The organism is Klenkia brasiliensis (genome assembly GCF_900100695.1).
Classification (GTDB): domain Bacteria; phylum Actinomycetota; class Actinomycetes; order Mycobacteriales; family Geodermatophilaceae; genus Klenkia; species Klenkia brasiliensis.
Window position 1 is genome coordinate 108,888 of the sequence record NZ_FNCF01000003.1, and the last position, 16,564, is coordinate 125,451.

The 16,564-nt window shown below is 67.5% G+C and carries 17 protein-coding genes; 5 read left to right on the forward strand and 12 right to left on the reverse strand.

Translation table 11 applies throughout. From position 1 onward, the window contains the following. Positions 1 to 8: 8 nt before the first annotated feature. The 8 genes from BLT39_RS09150 to BLT39_RS09185 form a co-directional block, all read right to left on the reverse strand. The gene (locus BLT39_RS09150; RefSeq protein ID WP_091062037.1) at positions 9 to 227 is read right to left on the reverse strand and encodes a hypothetical protein; all 219 of its coding nucleotides are present in this window, start codon (positions 225 to 227) and stop codon (positions 9 to 11) included. A 26-nt stretch (positions 228 to 253) separates the two neighbouring features. Further along, complete coding sequence (locus BLT39_RS09155; RefSeq protein WP_091062040.1) at positions 254 to 1,147, reverse strand: type II secretion system F family protein; 894 nt, start codon at positions 1,145 to 1,147, stop codon at positions 254 to 256. Further along, positions 1,144 to 2,004: a type II secretion system F family protein gene (locus BLT39_RS09160; RefSeq protein ID WP_091062042.1), complete on the reverse strand. Its 861-nt coding sequence runs from the start codon at positions 2,002 to 2,004 to the stop codon at positions 1,144 to 1,146. The genes BLT39_RS09155 and BLT39_RS09160 overlap by 4 nt, the downstream gene beginning before the upstream one ends. Next, entirely contained in the window at positions 2,001 to 3,407 is a 1,407-nt protein-coding gene (locus BLT39_RS09165; protein ID WP_091062044.1) for a TadA family conjugal transfer-associated ATPase, read from the reverse strand. Before BLT39_RS09165 ends, BLT39_RS09160 begins: the two co-directional genes overlap by 4 nt. Next, positions 3,404 to 4,171 (reverse strand): CpaE/TadZ family protein, encoded by a 768-nt coding sequence (locus tag BLT39_RS09170; RefSeq protein WP_091062046.1) that lies wholly within the window; start codon positions 4,169 to 4,171, stop codon positions 3,404 to 3,406. Before BLT39_RS09170 ends, BLT39_RS09165 begins: the two co-directional genes overlap by 4 nt. Beyond that, entirely contained in the window at positions 4,171 to 4,875 is a 705-nt protein-coding gene (locus tag BLT39_RS09175; protein ID WP_242658275.1) for an SAF domain-containing protein, read from the reverse strand. The genes BLT39_RS09170 and BLT39_RS09175 overlap by 1 nt, the downstream gene beginning before the upstream one ends. Continuing rightward, positions 4,872 to 5,597: a hypothetical protein gene (locus tag BLT39_RS09180; protein ID WP_242658276.1), complete on the reverse strand. Its 726-nt coding sequence runs from the start codon at positions 5,595 to 5,597 to the stop codon at positions 4,872 to 4,874. The genes BLT39_RS09175 and BLT39_RS09180 overlap by 4 nt, the downstream gene beginning before the upstream one ends. 212 nt (positions 5,598 to 5,809) lie before the next feature. After that, positions 5,810 to 6,406 (reverse strand): hypothetical protein, encoded by a 597-nt coding sequence (locus BLT39_RS09185; protein WP_131801444.1) that lies wholly within the window; start codon positions 6,404 to 6,406, stop codon positions 5,810 to 5,812. Between the two features lie 207 nt (positions 6,407 to 6,613). On the opposite strand from BLT39_RS09185, the gene BLT39_RS09190 reads away from it, so the two are divergent. The 3 genes from BLT39_RS09190 to BLT39_RS09200 all read left to right on the forward strand — a co-directional run bounded on the left by BLT39_RS09190 (position 6,614) and on the right by BLT39_RS09200 (position 9,058). After that, positions 6,614 to 7,258 carry a hypothetical protein gene (locus tag BLT39_RS09190; RefSeq protein ID WP_091062053.1) on the forward strand — a complete coding sequence of 215 codons (645 nt, stop codon included), beginning with the start codon at positions 6,614 to 6,616 and terminating at the stop codon, positions 7,256 to 7,258. Positions 7,259 to 7,444: 186 nt separating this feature from the next. Next, positions 7,445 to 8,359 carry a nucleotidyltransferase-like protein gene (locus BLT39_RS09195; RefSeq protein ID WP_091062055.1) on the forward strand — a complete coding sequence of 305 codons (915 nt, stop codon included), beginning with the start codon at positions 7,445 to 7,447 and terminating at the stop codon, positions 8,357 to 8,359. Then, positions 8,360 to 9,058 (forward strand): Cap15 family cyclic dinucleotide receptor domain-containing protein, encoded by a 699-nt coding sequence (locus BLT39_RS09200; protein ID WP_091062057.1) that lies wholly within the window; start codon positions 8,360 to 8,362, stop codon positions 9,056 to 9,058. It begins immediately after the preceding gene. A gap of 211 nt (positions 9,059 to 9,269) precedes the next feature. On the opposite strand, the gene BLT39_RS09205 is transcribed toward BLT39_RS09200, so the two are convergent. Further along, positions 9,270 to 9,449, reverse strand: a complete 180-nt coding sequence (locus tag BLT39_RS09205) for a hypothetical protein (RefSeq protein WP_207507795.1) — start codon at positions 9,447 to 9,449, stop codon at positions 9,270 to 9,272. Between the two features lie 559 nt (positions 9,450 to 10,008). On the opposite strand from BLT39_RS09205, the gene BLT39_RS09210 reads away from it, so the two are divergent. Continuing rightward, positions 10,009 to 12,357: a hypothetical protein gene (locus tag BLT39_RS09210; protein WP_131801445.1), complete on the forward strand. Its 2,349-nt coding sequence runs from the start codon at positions 10,009 to 10,011 to the stop codon at positions 12,355 to 12,357. A gap of 390 nt (positions 12,358 to 12,747) precedes the next feature. Here the strand turns inward: BLT39_RS09210 and BLT39_RS23510 are convergent, their stop codons facing one another. Both BLT39_RS23510 and BLT39_RS09220 read right to left on the reverse strand, forming a co-directional pair. Further along, positions 12,748 to 13,080: a tyrosine-type recombinase/integrase gene (locus tag BLT39_RS23510; RefSeq protein ID WP_423221486.1), complete on the reverse strand. Its 333-nt coding sequence runs from the start codon at positions 13,078 to 13,080 to the stop codon at positions 12,748 to 12,750. Next, positions 13,064 to 14,347 carry a protein kinase domain-containing protein gene (locus tag BLT39_RS09220; RefSeq protein ID WP_165640218.1) on the reverse strand — a complete coding sequence of 428 codons (1,284 nt, stop codon included), beginning with the start codon at positions 14,345 to 14,347 and terminating at the stop codon, positions 13,064 to 13,066. The genes BLT39_RS23510 and BLT39_RS09220 overlap by 17 nt, the downstream gene beginning before the upstream one ends. A 467-nt stretch (positions 14,348 to 14,814) precedes the next feature. Here BLT39_RS09220 and BLT39_RS09225 point away from each other — a divergent pair, with 467 nt between their 5' ends. After that, the gene (locus tag BLT39_RS09225) at positions 14,815 to 15,084 is read left to right on the forward strand and encodes a hypothetical protein (RefSeq protein ID WP_131801446.1); all 270 of its coding nucleotides are present in this window, start codon (positions 14,815 to 14,817) and stop codon (positions 15,082 to 15,084) included. Positions 15,085 to 15,426: 342 nt separating this feature from the next. On the opposite strand, the gene BLT39_RS09230 is transcribed toward BLT39_RS09225, so the two are convergent. Beyond that, positions 15,427 to 16,422 (reverse strand): PIN domain-containing protein, encoded by a 996-nt coding sequence (locus BLT39_RS09230; protein ID WP_091062067.1) that lies wholly within the window; start codon positions 16,420 to 16,422, stop codon positions 15,427 to 15,429. Between the last annotated feature and the right edge of the window lie 142 nt (positions 16,423 to 16,564).

Here is a 16,564-nt window from a genome sequence, read left to right on the forward strand (position 1 = left end):
CCGTGCATTTACTGGAAGAGCGCGATCTTGCCGGTGACGAAGGCGACGGCCCCGGCGGTCACCGCGCCACCGAGGGCGATCGCGAGGATCACCATGAACGCCTTCTCCGACGAGTCGGAGCCGCGGTCGTCGGTGACGTCGTCGGCACGCAGCCAGGCGACGACGGCGAAGATGCCGACGTGGACGGCGTGGGTCGCCCGGTCGACGAGGGTGCTGGTGCGGGACATCGATCTCTCCTGGGTGGCGTCGGTGCTCAGGTCGCGGTGGTGAACATGCGGATGAGGAAAGGGACGAGGACGAAGAGGGTCAGGCCGGTCACCAGGAGTGCCAGCGGACGTGCCATCCGCTCGCTGATTTCGTTGGCGCGGGTTCGCGCGTCGGACAGCTCGGCGTGCCGCAGCGTCCGAGCCGTCGCGAGCAGGGTGTTGTAGACCGAGGCACCGTCCGAGGCGACGGCGGCGATGTCCGCCAGGCTGCGGAGCTCCTCCACCCCTAGCTCATCTCCGAGATCGCGTAGGTCGGTCCATGGCTTGCGGCCGGCGAGGGCGGCGCGTCGGACGGCCTGATGCATGCGCCGGAACGGCTCGCTGCCCGACACCCGGGCGGCCTCCTCCAGCGCCTGCTCTACCGAACCGCGCGCACGCCGTTCACCCGCGACGAGCGTCAGGTAGCACTCGAGGTTGGTTCGGAACTCGGCACGAGCGAGCTGAGCTCTCTCGCGCACCTCGGCGGTGGGCAGGAACCAGCCGACCGATGCCAGCCCGAGACCTGCGGCGACGGGGATGACCGCCCCCGCTGGCCCACCGACGAGAGCGATGAGCACGCCGAGGGCAGCGGGAGCCAGCAGCCCGACCAGGGCCAGGCTGAGCTTGCGGACAGCGAGCTCGGTCCGGCTGCTCCCCAGGATGGCGAGATCGGCGTCGCTGACACCCAGCCGCTCCTCCACAGCGCGGATCCATCGGCCTGGCATCAGGCCCGCCCGGGAGGGGGCATCATCAACGGCAGGAACACGGCTGCCCGGTCGCACTGCGAGCTGCTCCAGCGCCGCACTGAGAGCCGGCGGTGCCGGGCGGAGGGCACGGACCACGAGCACGACGCCCCCGGCCAGCAGCATCCCGGCCAGCGTCGCCAGCTGGAGGGCGCTCACGGGGTCGTCCCCGCGGATCGGTCGGCCAGCACCCGTGGCCAGGTCGGAGGCGCGGACAGTGACCGCATCCAGCGCAAGGCTGCGCCGAACAGAGCGGCGACCACCAGGAGCGCGAGCTGACCGCCCGGGCTTGAGTAGCCGGACAGGAAGGTCCGCGCGAACAGCAGCATGCCGACGACGACGAGCCCGGTGGTGATGACGATCGTGCGCATGTTGGACCGCGGTTTAGCCCGCTCGGCCTCGACCTCCCGGACCATTCGAGACCGTTCGTCGAGGTCTGCTGCCAGTGCGGTGAGTACCTCCGCCAACCCGGGCCCGCCGTTGCGCTCGCGGAGGATGAGCACCATCGCGATCTTGTCCGCGGCCGGGTCCCCGACGTCGTCGGCGAACCTCCTCAGCGCCGGTTCGACCCCCTGCGGACCCATGCGGCTGACCAGGTCGGCGACGGCGGGGCGGACGGCGAGCGGCGCCGAGTCGAGGGATCGGCGTAGCGCCTCCCGCGTGGAGCCGGCTGCACCCGAGCTGATCAGGTCTGCGAGCCGCCGGGTCCAGTCCGCCAGGGCATCGGACACGGCGATCAACTGCCGGGACTCCTTGCCCCCACCGATGACCGAGGGGACGAACACCACCGCGGCTGCGGTCGCGAGTGCGGCGACCGGCCAGCCGGTGATCGCCAGCACCAGCACCCCGGCTACCACAGCTGCGCCGTGCAACCGCTTGAACCTGAGTGGTGCTTCGCTCCTGCGTCTGGTTCTGGAGGGCCCCAGCGTCACACCGCGGACGGCCGCGATGGTCAGCACGACGCCGCCCGTGACGAGGAGCCCCGCGACGACCATTAGCCAGGTCCCGCCGCTCATCGGACCACCTCGACGCGCTCGGACGTGCGCCAGTCGGAGGCAGCCGGGTGGAGCCAGCCGAGGTCGAAGCCGACCGAGCCGAGCCGTTCGCGGAGCGCTTCGCTGAGCATGCCCGCCCCGGTGCCCTCGGCACGTCGATCCCCGGCGCGGGGAGCGAAGACCGGGTTCAGGTCCGGCCTTCCGGAGTCCCCGATTGCGCCGAGCTCGTAGATGCCCGACACGAACCTGTTGTACGAGCGGTCGCGTTCGACGTGGACGACCAGTCCAAGCGCGGCCAACGAGCGCAGGACCAACTCGGTGGACGGTGCCGGGTGCGCCTTGAGCGCGTTGATGAGCACCTTGTCGAAGATCCCGTCGGCGGACGGTGAGTGGATGGTGCACATGACCGACGCGATGCCGCTGGTGGCCGCCTCCAGCAGTGAGGTCACGTAGGCGCCGCGGACCTCCCCCACCAGGACCCAGGTGGGCGAAGCGCGCAGCGCCAGGTGCAGCGCGTCGCCCATGTCGAAGGCACCCCGGCCCTCGGCGTTGGCCAGTCGCGACTCGAAGGGTCGGCAGACGGCGTGCCGGGAGACGTACTGGTGCTGGGCGTCGTCCCAACGCGGCAGGTGCAGTCCGAGCTCGCGCTCGTCCTCGACCGTGACGACGACGTTGTTCCAGGGAATGGCGTTGCCGAGGGCTCGCATCAGGGTCGTCTTGCCGACCCCGGGCGCTCCCGACACGAGTGGGGACACCCCGGCCTGGATCGCCGCCGCGAGGAAGGCACGGACAGGACCGTCCAGCATCCCCATCCGGTGCAGGTCAGCAAGGCTCGGGTCAGCGAACCGGTGGATCCGGATGACGCCGGCCGGCCGAGGCAGCACGTCCATGGCGGCCTGCAACCGCGCGCCGAGCTGGGTGACGCCTTGTAGACGCACGTTCAGGATCGGGCTGGCGGAGGAGAACTCGCGGCTGGTCTGTCCCCCGTCCGACCGCGAGCCGATGGCCCGCAGCAGTTGCTCGAGTTCCTCGTCGGACGACGCAATCGCTGGGCCCGACACCAGGGAGCCGTCGACGGTCCGCAGCATGGTCGGCTCGGAGCCCTCGAAGTGGATGTCCTCAACATCGGGTCGGGAGAGCAACGGGGCCAACCGCCCGAGTCCGTCGAGTTCGGCGAGGACGGCGGCCACGATCTTGTCCTCGAGCTGCACGGCCGGCGCCGGACGCCCGTTGGTCGCCTCGTGCAGAAGCCACTGCGCGTACTCGTCGCCGATCAGCTTCCGGGTGAGCTCGCGGCGGGGGCCCGGCGCGTAGTTGCGGTCTTCCGCACTCAGCCGGGTGGACACCCGCTGGCGGAGTTCGGTGACCACCCGGTAGTCGCCCTCGGTGAGGTCAGGCGCTGGGACGTCGATCTGTGCAGTCATGCGGGGACCGACGCTCGGTGGCGCGCGGCCAACTGCTGGGCCAGGCCCGACGCAGCCCGCATGAGGGGAGAACGCCGAAGGGCACGCCGCGACCCGATCAACCCATCGCTCAGCGTCGCCGCTGTGCCCGGGTCATTGGGCAGTTCTCCACCGAGGGGCAGGTCGAGTGCGCCGGCCACTTCGGCCGAGGAATAGGGCCCGGAACCGATGACGAGCACCGAGACGGTCGCGAGGTCGCCCAGCTCGGCCCGGATGCGGCGCACCGCGTCCTGGGCCGCATGGACCGACCTCACGCTCGGGCGGGCGGCGAGCAGCACATGGTTCGCTTGCCGGAAGACCGGCCAGCACCCCCGGTCACTGACGAGGCGGCCAGAGTCGACCAGGACATCTCGACCGAGCGATGCCTCCGCGGCTCCCAGGGCAGCGGCCAGGCGCTCCCAGGTATCGGCGGTGAAGGACCCTCCCTGCGCCGCCGTCCCGAAGCCCGGGAGAAGACCGAGCATCGGGTGCTCGGGAACCTGCACCGCGTGGCTCAACAGAGCAGAGGCGGCCATCGAGGCTCCGACTCCGTTCCGCACGACGGTCGACCACGACAGCAGACCGGTGTCCGCGCCCACCCGCCCGGCCATGAGGCCAGGGGCGATGTCGCCCCCGGCGACATCGCAGTCGGCGAGCAGGAGCGCGCGCGGCCAGTGAGCCGCGAGGGCGCAGACCGACGTCGTCACCCCCGGCGATGCCTTGCCGGACGTCACCGCGATCAGCATCAGGCGCCGTCCGGGAGCACGACGATCGCCAGGTTGCCCGTCGAGGCGAGCTCGGCGACGGCGACACCGTCGTCCTGGGTAACGCGGACGTCGACGACGGTCACCTGCGTGGTGGCGTTGGCCGGACCGACCTCAGCCACCGTTGCCTCAATGGGGGCCGGGAGCTGGTCGGTGGTGGCACCGGCCGTGACCCCGTTGGTCCCCGGGGTGGGGACCACTAGGACCTGCTGGCCCGGGCTGAGCCCGCGGGCAGGGAACTGGCCCTCTTGGAGCGGCAAGGCGACAAGTACTTGGCCGGCCGTCAGGTCGCTGCCGGTGCCGATCTGTCCGGTCGTGAGCAGGGTGCCCTGGGTGAGCGGGACCTCTGCGACCATGCCGACCACGTCGGACAGGTCGGTTGCCGGCACGGGGGTGAGTGCAGGATCGGCCGGGATGCTGGCGACGACCAGGTCCGCCGCCGTGAGGGTGGCACCCACCGGGACGTCGCGGGCTACCGCGAGGACATCGGTGCGGGTGGTGAGCATCTGCGCGGCCGAGTAGGCCAGGACACCGCCGAGCAGGACGACGAGGACGGCGAGCGACAACGTCTTGCGGCTGACCCGTCGCCTGGCGGCTGCGGTCAGCTGGACCGGAGCGATGGACGGGAACTCGTCATCCTTGGTGGTCGGCCCGGTGGCCGGTCGTGCGTCCATCTGAGCGGTCACCGGGTCACCACCGTCTGCGCCTCGACGACGGCGAACTCCGCAGTCGACGACGTCGTGATCTGCGGGAGGGTGCCGGTGGCTCCTGTCGAGGAGGTCCAGGTGATCGACCACTGGATGCCGTACACGGCGGTGACCTTCCCGTCGGGCTCGCCCAGCGACGAGCCGGGATAGCGGTAGTCGCAGCCGGTCGGAGAGGGGCTCCAGACCCCGGCGCTTGGCTGCCATGGCGTTCCCGGGCCGGCGCACGACACTGCTGCGGCGCCGTCTCCCGGGCTGAAGGTGAGCGCGGTCGGGGTCGCGGTGACCTCGGCCCAGACACCCCCGGCATCAGCCCGGGCGGACGTCGCTCGGTACCCCCCCGGGTTCGTCCAGTACCAAGTGTGGGCGTTCACGACGGTGTACGGGCGCCCGTCGGCCAGCGTCCCGGCTGGGTAGCGCCCAGCCGTCGGCGACGGGAGGACGACGGAACGCAGCGCATCTTGGGCCAGGACTGCCGGGTCGACAGCAGCGGGGCCTGCGGGAGGCGCCGCCGACCAGAAGGTGTACCCGTTGGTGCCGGGGAAGGAGACCCCGTTGGTGAACGGGGTGCAGTAGTAGAGAGCCCCGTCGGTGTGCCCGCCCCACATCGGGGAGCTGAAGTCCGGAGGGTCCTGCAGGGAGCTGACGTAGCACTGCTTGGCCTGCGACCACCAGCCAGCCGCGGACGAGCAGTCGACGGTCACGCCCAGGCTGGTGTCCGTGCAGGCCACGGCTGCCGTCGTGCCGGTGCCGTCCGCGGGTGGTGGGCTCGAGGGCTGTCCGCTTTGCCCGTCGGTGCCGGCCGTGACAACGCAGAACCCGTGGGACGTGTACTGCTGGCACTCGGCAGGAGCAGCCCAAGCTGCTGAAGCCGGCATGACGGCGGCGAGGAGCAGCAGGCCGACGAGGGCAGCCCTCAGCCAGGACATGCTTGCGCCTGGGTGTTCGGGGCTGAGCTGACCCTCCACGCCGCAGGGTCGGGGTAGGCGATGTTGACGATCGTCATGTCGGCGACGAGGTAGGGCGCCTGGTCCGGCGCAACGACCGACGCACCGTTCGTGTCGGTCGCCCCGACCTGCGTGACGTCTATGCATGCGGTGACCCGGACGGTCGGGAGGTCGCCGGCCTCACCTGTGCTGTCGAGATCGACGGCACCGGTCGTCGTGCTGACGACGCGCGACTGCCCTGTCTGGGTGTAGCCGCTCGTGCGGAAGGCCTGGAGGGTTGCTGCCTCGGACGTCGCCTCCGGATCCACCGCGACGTCGTACAAGCCGTCGATGGACAGGCTCGGGTCGGTGTAGAGCTGGTCGACCGTCTGCCAGTAGACCTGGACGAGCGCGACCGCCTCGGCGGCCGCTTGCTGCTCGGGAGCGGCGGAGGACGTCGAGGCTGACGACACCGGAGTCGACGACGCGGTCGGTCGGGCGGAGTCTGCGTTCCCGGAACACCCAACGAGGACAAGAGGCAAGGTCATCAGCGCGCAGCGGGCAGCCACGACGTGCGAAGGCGTCATGCTGCGGCACCTTCCTCCAATCCCCATTGGCTCGGGAGCATGCGCCGCGTGTTGCGCGGAGCAATGGGTTCAGGTGCCACGTCACCCGGTCCAGTGACATCCAGGGGTGGTTTCAAGCACCTCTAGGTCACGAACGGTGATTCCGCTGTACAACTCGCGTGACGACGGCGTGACCAGCGCACTCATCGCTTCCGACAGGACATGTAGGTGACAGACGCCCCCATGACGGCTGTTCTGATCAGCGGACTGCTCGGCGCGCTGGTCACGCCCTTCCTTGTTCGCCGAGGCCTCGGTCAGCTGACCTGGAGCCGGCCCCTTCCGCGGTGGCACTCATTGCTCTGCGCTGCCACTGGCTTCGGCTTGGGTTCCGCCGCGGTCGGTCTCACGGCCTCCCGGGAGAACCTCGCGCTTCTCCCGGCGCTGATCGTGTGGTCCCTGGCCCTCACCGCGATTGCCTGGTGCGACTCGATCGCGCGCCGCATCCCCACCCCGCTGGTGCGCCACGCCACGGTGGCTGTTTTCGTCTTGCTGACGGCGGGCGCCGTCGTCGCCAACTCATGGGGAACCTGGGGTGCGGGGCTCGGCGGAGCCCTGCTCATGGCAGGGGCCCTCATGGCCGCCTGGCGCTATGCCGGGGCCGGCCGCGGCGATGTCCGCCTGGCGGCACTGGGGGGCCTCGGGCTGGGGTTCGCGAGCGCGGTAGGCCTCATCGCTGGTCTCCTTGCCTGGGCCGTCGTCACCCTCCTGCAGTCGATCCGCGCGGTGGCTCGTGGCGGGTCGCTGAAGACCGAGATCGCTTTGGCCCCGGGGCTAGCGATCGGACTATTCGTTGCTGCACTGCCGTCGTGGTGATCGCCGGGCTAGCGGCCGAGTTGCTGCGAGCGGAAAGCTGGTGACCCTTGCATTGTGTCGTGGCTCTCGGCCTAAGCCCGCCCCCTGACCGGCTGCGCGACGCCCCCCGGGCAGGTCCGCCGCCCCCGACCCGAGATTGTCGGTGCTCTCCCATACCGTCGGTTGACCTGACACCAGAGGAGAACGATGAGCTCGCTGTCCGCAGCCGACCGAGCAACCTTGTTGTCGTCCTGGATCAAGCCGTCCAGCGACAACGAGAAGACCCAGCAAGATTGCGCAGAACGGATGATCGCCGATGCCATCAAGGCGCACCCCGCGTTCTCTGACATCGACATCCGAGTCTTCGCCAAGGGCTCCTACGCCAACAACACCAACGTCCGGCGCGACAGCGACGTCGACATCGTGGTAGAGAACCGGGATTGCTTTTACTACGAGTTCTTTGGGTGCGATGCACCGCCCGCCGGGACGATCCCTGGCTACAGCGGCCAGTGGACGCCCGACCTGTGGCGCCGGGAAGTCACCGCCGCGATCGTCAACTACTTCGGCCGCAACGACGTCGACACGTCTGGCTCGGTCGCTCTCGCAGTGTCCGAGAGGCCCGGCAGCCGCCCCAGCGCCGACGTGGTGCCCAGTTTTCAATTCCATCGGTACGACACGACCGACCGGAGCGTCTGCCACGAAGGCACCAGGGTGTTCAAGAAGGGCTCAAGCAGCCGGTACATCGACAACTGGCCCCAACAGCAACTGAACAACGGCCGCGCCAAAAATACCGCCACCAGTCGCCGCTACAAGAATTACGCGCGGGCGCTCAAGAACGCCGAGAACTACCTCGTCAAGGCCGGAGCGATGGACGCCAAGCCCTCCTACCTCATGGAATGCCTCGCCTGGAATGTCCCCAACTCCACACTAAGCACCGGCGACCTCGACGGAGGGTTCCGGTCAACCCTCGTCTGGCTGTGGGAGCACCTCAACGACCAGTACAAGTACGAAGAGTGGGACGAGCCCAACGGCCTCAAGTACCTGTTCTGCCACGAGCAGAAGTGGACCCGAAAGGATGCCCAGGAGATCGTGCTCAAGACCTGGGACTTGTTGGACTACTGAATGAGTACACCTGGTCGGCCAGTTCGGTACGCGGCTACAGCAGTCGGCGCCGCATACGCCGTCGCGCTCTACGTCGCCGGCTTTCGGTTCGACGACGGCATCAGGCAGATCCTCGCCTACCTCCCTGCTGCCGCAGCCATCGCAGTGGTCGCCTTCGACCGCTGGACCTGGAAGTGGCCCGGCGTCCACCGCCTCGTGGGACGACCACGGATCGACGGCACCTGGCTCACCACCCTCACGCCGCACCCCGACAGCCACATCCCCGAGGGCGGTAACCGGGGACCGATCGACACGGCGGTCATCATCGAGCAGACCTACTGGTCAGTGACCGTCCGCCTGCTCACCGCCGAAAGCCGATCCATCAGCACCTCGGCATCGATCTACAACCGCTCCGCTCAGCAAGCAGTGCTCGCCTACACATACGCGAACGAACCAGAACAACGACACCGGCCACGCAGTCAGCCCCACGCAGGCGCCACCGAGCTCGTTATCACGGGCCGTCAGCCCCAACAGATGAGCGGCACCTACTGGACCGAACGGCTCACCGTCGGAGACATGACCATGCACCTGCTCGATCGACGAGCTGATTACCCAACGCTGGCCGCCGTGACCGGTGAAGCGGGTGCGGAGACCAGCGGAAGCCGCCGGAACAATCCTGGCGACGCGAGGCACGACCAACGAGCGGGCGATGGGTCCTAACGACGCTGCGAGATGGCTCGAATACCACGGTCTCCGCGACCAGAGGATGTGGGAGCAGAGGCGCACCGGTGTCAACAAGCCGCCGGCGCGCTTGGGTTAGCGAAGACATGGCGAGGTTGAACGCACATCAGAACAGGCGGGGGTCACCGTCCTCGTCGGTGTGGATGACCCGGTCACCCCGCTCCAGTGCATCCAACTCGAGCTCGATGTCTTAGGCGGCCATGTCGGACAGTCGGCTCGGCCCCATCACGAAGATGTGGTTCGGGCCGGCGGTGACGCCCACGAATTCCGGGTTCGGTGCCACGACGAAGGCGAGGTTCCAGCCAATCTGCTGCCCCACCTTGCGTGCGCGGTCGTTCAGCTGGGCGATGTCTTGCGAGTCCGATGCCATGCGTGACAACGAGCATCAGGGTCAAGGGAAACAAGACGCCGGCGGCTTATCGATCACACCGGTGCGTCACCTCTGCGTCACCTTGATCGGCCGCTTTCGAACAGCGAGACCAGCCCGTCCGCCTGGGTACCGTCCCAGTCGTGAGCGGGGGCCACCGGCCGCGCGACTGATGACCAAGGGAGATTCACACCAGATGAGCTCGCCCATCGCGCCAGGTGAGGTCGACCGGCTCTCCGACCAAGGGTTGCTTGAAGCTGGCGACTTCACCGCTCTCGCTGCCCTCGTGCTCCGGGTCGGCGATGCTCCACTTCGGGCGCTAGCGGGCTCATGCGGGGACGCGAACGCCTTCACTTGGTGGTGGGCACTGGTCAGCCAGAGCCCTGAGCGCTTCAGCACTGCGGCGCAACTGCCGCCCAGGGTGGACGTGCCGGTCGAGCTCAGAGAGGCAGTCGCTGAGCACGTACTTGTGGGGAGAGACCCGCGAGAGCGCCAGTACCCCACCGCACCCGGGACGAGCCGCGGGCCCATCCTCGCCCGCCTGGACAGCACGGCGCCCTGGGTGGTGCAGCTGGCCCACCACGTCATGGCTGACCCCGCCGTGCGTTCCGCTGAGGTCCTCGACGCCGCACTCACCATCCTCGGTGCTGCTGTCGACCCCGCGGACCGCACCACCGTCCTCGACTTCGCCAGAACACGACAGCCACATATGCGGGGTCACTACCTGGTTCGGCTGAGCGGTGACATTGGCGCAGATGAAGCGCGCAAGATCGTGGATGTCCTGGCTGAAACGCGGTCGAGTGGGGCCGAGCCCGAGCACTGGAAGCCGGTGACCCTGCTGCTTCGGCGGCTTCCATTGGATGTATTAGCCGCCTTCATCGATAGTCCGTTCACCCAGGGACGTGGGAGGGCGCCATTGCTCGAGGCCGGCCTCATCGGCACGCTCGGAGCAGCCCGACTGCAAGAGGTGCTCGAACAGCTGACCTCGGTGGAGGTCGTCACTGAGCTCGTCGAACGCGCCGCCCGCGACCTGCCACAGGATCAGCTGGTCGACTTCTCGGTGTGGGCGCACCACCGTTACCCGGCGTCCTTGTGCTTTGCGCTCCGGCAACGGCTGATCGGTGACCTGTCGGACTCCCATTACTTCACCCGAGGAGAAGAACGCAGGGCGCAGGCGGTGGAGGGGCTTTGGGCCAGCGGGCTGGCTGGCACCGAAGCTGACGCCATCGCTGACGAGCTCATCGCTGTGACCGATCCTGATGACCTAGCCACCCGGGCAGCCGACGTCACCACCAGCCGGGCTGCCAGCCAGCTGGGTGCCGCAGCTGCAAAGCTGCTCGCAGCCCAGCACCCTAACGACACCCCAGGTGGCCGCCAGCTCATCGAGGCTGCCGCCCGGTCGCTGCGAGCGATGACAGTCGACCTCCTAAAGGATTTCGCCGCAGGTCTCGTACGCACCGCCACCGGCACGCCCGCCGAGGGCCGCCTGAGCGGGCCGCTTGTGGACGCCGTCATCGGGCACCCGGATGCCATCGCCGCCTTCGCCGCCGAAGGTGGGTCGGATGTTTTGACCCTCCACGCGGCCCGCACCCCGGATCAGGCCGCAGCCGTTCTCCTCTCGGCATCCGCACACCTCAATGCCGCGCAGGCGTGCACTCTGCTGGGGGTCGCCCCCGCCCTGGATCGGCCGGGGAACTCCCCTAACACGGCGCCCGGCGTCAACTGGACTACGACCAATCCCAGCATCTACCTGCGGCTCCTGGACGCAGCCGATACCTGGGATGAAGCTACGTTCGGCGTGCTGGGGCAGGCGCTTCGCGCCCTCGACGAGCCCGAGGCCCGTCAGCCATCCACCGAGGTGCTCCTCAGGGCGCTCTCCCATGGTGAGTCCCGTGGCCTGGCCGACCACCTGGGTGAGGCCACGACCGACCACATCCGGCGGCTGCTCGAACAGCGCAACCCCGAAGTGCTACGCGCGGCATGCGATTGGGTGCGTCGGCTGGACATCGACGCCGATGGCGCAGACATCGGCCGTGCGCAGCTGGTGCTCGCCGCGGACACGCGCCGGAACGGCCGCAATGCAGACATCAGCCAGCTGCGCGCAGACTTGGCCCACCGGCATGCTGAGCTCGCGCAAGACCTCACCCTCGAAGCCGGCCAGCGCGTCGCGCACCTCGAGACTGCCGCGACCCTGGCCGATAATGAAGCCCGCGACGCTGCTGTGGTCTTGGTGGAGTCCCGGACGACGGCCATCCGGCGCGCGGCAGCGCACGTGCTGGCAGAGACACCCGGCTCACCCGAGGAGCACGCCACCCTCAACATCCTGATCGCAAACGAGGACGACGCCGAGGTGGCCCATCTGCTTCAGACAGCGCTGCACCGACTGGTCTCCGGCGATGCCGGGGAGGCCCTGCGAAACCTCATGGATCTGCTTGGGCTTCCGACACGGGGCCTGAACGTCGACGTACTTATCCCCAATCAAGCGCACCGAGAGCGATTCACCCTATGGGTGGACCGAGCCCGCGCGAGGTCCAGCAACACGGGCGACCCGAGCGCCTTCATCGATGCGACAATCAACATCGCCGACCAGATGGCCGACCTGGCAGTCGTCGCAGCCTCCGATGCAGGGCAGAACGTCGCACTGCGGCCGGACCAGGTCGAAGGCATCCGGGTCAATAACAAGCCTCGTCCAGACGCCGGCGTGCTCGTGACCCAGCAGCAGCGCACCCAGCTGTTCCCATGGTTCTCCTCGGTGGCAGCGCTGCGCAGCAAGCGCGCCGCGCACCCGTCTCCACTAGGGACCACTACTCCCCTGCACTTCGGTGACGAGGACCAGCTGGTGGCGCGCGGGTTGCTGAAGCAGATCGCCGAAGGGTGGATCGAAAGCATGTACGCCCACGCTTCGAAGTGAAGACCTGGACCTCGTGAATGCACGCATGGCGCAGTAGAGGCAGTCGACAGCGGAGCGGACGGCTCGGCTGACGAGGATGGGACTGCCGCTGGAGTAGGCAACAGTTCGTCGATGATGCCGTCCCCTGCCCAGAAGGCCAGCATCAGCTACCCCATGCCGAGGCACCAAGGGGAGGGCTCGTGATACTGATCTTGATACTGCAAGCAAGGTATGTGGGTGCCGTTCAGCGCATGTAGATGCTGACCCGACAACCCCCAGCACGCCGAACGTGCAGTTCAAAGCCCAGGTAGGCCCACAGATGCCCTTGCAGCATCGCGAGCTCAAGTCCCCCCTCGGACACCACATCGGCCCGGCGTTCCTGCAGGTCAGGAGCCCGGGGCGCTTTACTGATCAAGCTGCCGGTGCTCCGTGATCCCAATTGTCGTCAGCTCCAGCCCGTCGGCAAGCGGCGATCAACGCCGCGAACCGGTCGGCGGCCTCCTTGCCCATGCCGGGATGCACGTGTTGGTAGACCGTCAAAGTGATCGTCGGGTTGTGTTGGCCGAGACGCTCCGACACGACCTTGACCGGCTCGCCGGCGGCCAAGAGCAGAGTCGCGTGGGTGTGCCGTAGGTCGTGCAGTCGGATGGTCGGCGGGCTGTCCTCCCCCATCGCCTTCTGCGCCCGCTTGACGTCGGCGACGAATCGGCGTGAGAACCGCTCCGGGCTAATGCGGAAGGTAATCGGCCAGGTACAACGCGATTAAACGATCCCGCACCGACGGGAAGAAGATTGAATTAGGTCCAGGGGATCCGCGCCACAGAACCTCCTCACCAACTTGAACTTCGACATCGTCCGCATCAAAGCCGAGGAGATTGAACTCAACGAAATTGCTCGGGATCACACCAACAGGGCACAATGCAAGCCGGAGGACCTTGACGGGCGGGTCTTCCATTAGCCTGTCGGGCCCACCACCCTGTGAAACGTCAAGATCGCGACTCTTCGAGAAAACCCGCGCCGCCTGAATGGTCTGATGAAACATCGCATCAAGACCCCGGACACGACGATTTCTGAGTTCACTGTTGTCGCGGCTGAGAGCAGCGTCAAAAGCAGCCAGAAGCGCGTCGTCCGCCTCCTCGTCCCCAGTGGACATCTGCACTTCCTTCATCAGGCCAATCATCTCGGACGCGGTCTGCGGCCTATTTTCGATCGGCAATACAAACAAGCGGTGAAACAGCATGGACAGCTGTCGCCATCGCGCACCAGCAGCCTTCTGGTTAAGAATCTGGCGAGTCTGGTGCCGTTCATGCGGACGCAGGCCGCGTTCGTCTATCAGGGTGCGCGGTTCTATTCCGGTCATGGAATACAACATCAGCCCCGCCACTTGCGTGAGATCACTGACTGGACTGCGCCCGCCTGTCGCGTGCTCGGGGAGTCTAAGAAATCGGTTCCCGACCTCCTCGCCCACCCTCGTCAAGTCGTCATCATCGGTTCGCTCGCTATTGAACGCCAGCCCGAAGTCCACAATTACGGGGGTACCCACGTCATCATTCCGAAGAAGCACGTTGCTCGGTTTTAGATCTCGATGGACGATGCCGTTCGAGTGACAGTGATGGAGAGCCCATCCCAACTCGATCGCGAAGGAGAGTGCTTCGTCGAGAGCCAACGTGCCGAGCTCTGAGACGCGATCACGGAGAGTGGAACCCTGGATGAGTTCTAGCACCAGGAACAGCTCAGTCCTCTTGACCTGCCACGCCTTGGAGTTGTGGTCAAGAATCTTCGGAAGACGAGGGTCGTTGAGAGTCTCATAGCTAGAAACCTCGCGATGGAACCGAGCGCGGGCTTTTCGATCATTCTGTCGATTCAGGATCTTCAGGAATCCAGGCTCGCCGTCTGCACCGGCAACCGCAAACCCGTTGCCCTGACCACCACGGTAGGTGCGCCCCGAAGCTTGGCGCCTCCACCGGACCGACCACGGGGGCGCAGGTTTCTCATCTGACACGAGCACCACAGTCCCGTCCGTCTTTCGCTGATCAATGATCGATGAGGTGTCCCGCGCAGGGAGCAAGGATGAGCGGGCGGCCTCACAGCATGGGATTGGGTTGAGCCCCGATCCTTCTCGCCTTCTGGGTCCGCCAGCACCTTGCACCTAGATTCCGGTAACGCTCAGAATCCCGGACGGCGGCAGGTCGGCTCCAACGAGCGCAGCACATCGGCGCAAGAAGTTCGCTCAGCACCCGACGCATTGGCGAAGCAGGTGGGAGCCGCAACCAGGACGCGGCTGCCCTCGGGACAGGGCCGCAGCCCGCGCTACGTCTTATCCAGCTAACCCGACCTCCTCACGCTGGTCGTTTAAGACCAGGAGGGTGACGACGGCGATACCGCCCTGGCGGTGGGCCTCAGGAGAAAGGGGATCGCGGGCTCCGACTGGTCCTCCCCCACGGCTGGCATGAACCCACGCTGCGCCGGTGGCCGTGGTTGCGAGACGACTTGCCGCCGGAGGTCTGGACGCACGCCAATGGCACGACGACGCCGCACACCCGCCCCACCCGGGAGGCCAGGCTGCCGTTCGTCACCAGCGTTGAGGACCCCGCCCTGCACCTCGCCGACCGCACCGGTTGGGTCGAGGACCTCATGCGCTCGGCTGGCACGCAGGAGAACCTCGACCCGGCCCACCAGCGGGCACCCGGGCGTGGCAGTGCTGCGGCCAGCGCGTGCTGCGGATCGAGCGATCGCGTCGAGGACTGACCATCGTGGCCGGCATCGACTGGGGGCGCGACGTCACCTCACGAGACGCCCGAGCCGTTGACAACCACCGGACCGCTCACACCCGCCGAGCTCTCCGTCATCACCGAGCGCGTGCGGGCAGGCTGCGAGCAGCGACTAGCCGGCGTGGCGCGCAACCCTGACTACCACTGGCTACAGGCAGTGCTCCGCCAGCAGCCCGAGGCGACCAGCCATCGAGTCGGCGCGGATTGATCCACAACTCTCCGCTACCCGAGGTCTGACTGCGCGGGGCGTGCGGCTGGTCTGCTGGGCGGCGCGGTACGCAACGCCGTCGGCTTGGCGCCAGGGCTCCGGGGAACGCGGTCATGTGTCGAGGAAGTCCCACTCGCTCCCGAGGACCCAGCGCAGGGCCGAAAGCTTGCCGTTGAGCATCCCGAGCTCGAAATCCGTGTACGGGCCGAGCTGACCAGGCTCTTTGTAGAGACCCTCAACACGTCGGCGCCCTGGCCCTGCGATCGTGATTAGGCGCTCTAGTTCGGCGTCGTCCCCAGCGTCCTCAAGCCGGTACTCGTGCTGGAGGGAGCGGTGGTACCAGATGCGGTTGAACAACTCCCCTTCGGCCTCCACGATCTCGTCCAGCCGTCGGGGCTCCTCCTCGAAGTAGGTCTCCGCGAACAGCTCCTCGATCTCGTCGCCGAAATAATCCAGGAGGACCTGATTGAGGCCATCGACTCCCAGCCCGTAGGTCGACCCCTCCGCCGCGAACAAACTGGCGAGGTCGGGATGCGGCCGCCGCGCGTCTCCAACGGGCAGGGAGAAGTCGTCGCTGTTGCTCGTGATGAACGCGTGCGGCTCCTGGTGCAGGTCGACCCCGCGGACAGTCGTCTTGTAGAGCTCGATGAGCAAGGCGTCGGCGACACTGTTGCGAGAGCGGTGGAACGGCGCCTGCTTCGAAAGCCCGCGCTCGACCACCCCGCGCTTCTCTTCGTCCCCTGGCTCCAGGGCATGGCCGGCTCGGAGCTGGTCCAGCACCTCGTCGAAGTTGCGGGTCGTCATCGCTCCAATGAGCGGGACATGACGCGCAAGGTCCGTGATGACCTTGAGGGCCTCTTCTTGGTTCGAGCCGCCATAGTCATCGAGATCTTGCTTGATGAGCTTGAACCGCTGGGCGATGCTCGCCGTCATCGACGTCTCAACCCGATCTCGGTTCCGCTCGAACTCGTCGATGACGAGTCGAGGAACGAGTACCTCGACCTGCCCCTGGTTAGCGAGTACCCGGAGCGCGACGATCCAGCGCTGCCCGTCGCGGCGCTTGCACAGGTCCAGCCAGGTGGAGGTATCAACGAGCAGATGGAGCACGACCAGACCGTATGGCGTACCCGGAGGCGTTCCGGTTGGCGCCTCCGTAGGCAGCACCACCGGACGGGGCATACAGGACGGTCGACGCAGGACGCCCCTACCTGACCTCCATCAATCCCGTCGAGGGTTCCCGTTGCCCGCG